A 1745-nucleotide genomic window follows, 5' to 3' on the forward strand; every position below is an offset into this window, starting at 1 on the left:
ACCTCAACGCTCACAACCACCGCTCTTTACGGCAGCCGCTTGAGGGGGTTTGAAGCCAGCTTCCGACAGCAGACTTCGGTGGGCCGACCACCATCTCCTCCTGAGCTTATGCTACATACTGGCTGCATTCCCTATGCTGCTAGTTTGTATGCCTGCGGCACACTTTCTATCAAAAATCGCCTTCTTAACATCAGCTTATCCCAGAGAGATAACGCTTTTGCCTTCATGTTATTACGGACATGAGTGATTAACGTTATTCCTTCTGCTTCCAGTTCATCGCACAAAGCCTGCGACAAATACCCTTTATCGCCATATAAACATCCGGTTAACCCTTGTACCAGCGCTTTGACGGGATGGCGATCATCCTGATTTCCTGAGGTCAACTTAACTGCCAGAAGTTCACCACAATCATTGATAACCCGATGAAGTTTAAAGCCATAAAAACAACCGGTACGGGTTTTCCCTCGCTGTGCGACGCTCTGAAATACGCGATGACGGGGAATACGGAGGTTGTGACAAACGGCAATTTTAGTTGAATCAATAAAAGCGATCCCCTGGGTTTCAACCTTGCGTGACGAAAGAAAAGCACAGAGAGGAATGAGCGCCCTTTGCTTTAAGGTTAACATACGGGTGTAGCTGACCAACCGGGGAAAATCGGCCTTAAGATAGTGTTTAACATGCTGAATATAAAACGTTTTAAAATCACGATAACGGCTCATGTGGAATAAAATGAGGATCGTCATCACTTCACTGAGAGAAAGGGAAGCTTCGCGGCGACGTTTGAGCAAACCATTTTCAATTAACTGTTGATGCCAGAGAGGAACAAATTTTTGGCAAAAGTCATCGACGCAGCAGTAAAGTTCTTCTAAATTAGACATGCCTGAGGATCTCCACGATTTTGTTTTCTTTAACAAAAACTTTGATCGTGCCTCAGGCACTAAGTTCCCTTCTTAAGCAAACCTCAGGTTAATTAGAAAGAAAGGTTTTATTGCTATAAGATCGAATAACATTGAGAACTGAAAAATGTATAACCGAACCAGACAATATTTGGGAACAAATTTTCCAAGTGAGATCATTTCTGGAGAAAAGGTTCGCATAAGAGAATTTTTAGTGTAACGGCAAATCCGTTTTTCTTACAAAGTTCCATTAGAAAAAAGGCACCGACCAAAAAGCCGGCACCTTATCAATAGTCTAATTCAAGTAGCATATATGGATCACCAATATTATAAACTACTCTAGTTGCCACTTAACTTATAACTGGCAGGGGCGGAGAGACTCGAACTCCCAACACCCGGTTTTGGAGACCGGTGCTCTACCAATTGAACTACGCCCCTAAATTAAGGTGGCGGTGCGGACGGGGCTCGAACCCGCGACCCCCGGCGTGACAGGCCGGTATTCTAACCAACTGAACTACCGCACCACCGAATTCTCTTTGATTTATATCGCTGTTACGACATAAAACTTAAATATCAAACTTAGCAGCTCATAAACGGCTTTCCTGCCGTTTTCCCTTCGGACCATCACAACTCGCGACGTTCAAACCCGTTCCCGACGGAGTTTGTCCTACTCTCTGCTACTTTTGCCTCATGTTGCTTTGCTGTCGCAACATAATGCTAAATTAAAGCCTGGCAGTTCCCTACTCTCACATGGGGAGACCCCACACTACCATCGGCGCTACGGCGTTTCACTGCTGAGTTCGGCATGGGGTCAGGTGGGACCGCCGCGCTATCGCCGCCAGGCATATT

Annotated in this window: 2 tRNA genes, 1 rRNA gene and 1 pseudogene; all 4 read right to left on the reverse strand. The window is 45.7% G+C overall.

Annotation, left to right across the window (positions count from 1 at the left end):
• Nucleotides 1-143 precede the first annotated feature (143 nt).
• Nucleotides 144-878: pseudogene (locus tag CKY02_RS22920) on the reverse strand (IS982 family transposase); the annotation flags it as partial.
• A 380-nt stretch (nucleotides 879-1258) separates the two neighbouring features.
• Nucleotides 1259-1334: transfer RNA gene (locus CKY02_RS22925), tRNA-Trp, on the reverse strand.
• Between the two features lie 9 nt (nucleotides 1335-1343).
• Nucleotides 1344-1420, reverse strand: a tRNA-Asp gene (locus CKY02_RS22930).
• 203 nt (nucleotides 1421-1623) lie between these two features.
• A 5S ribosomal RNA gene (rrf, locus tag CKY02_RS22935) occupies nucleotides 1624-1739 on the reverse strand.
• Nucleotides 1740-1745 lie beyond the last annotated feature (6 nt).

This window comes from Photorhabdus bodei, assembly GCF_003287735.1.
In the GTDB taxonomy this organism is placed as follows: Bacteria; Pseudomonadota; Gammaproteobacteria; order Enterobacterales; family Enterobacteriaceae; genus Photorhabdus; species Photorhabdus kayaii.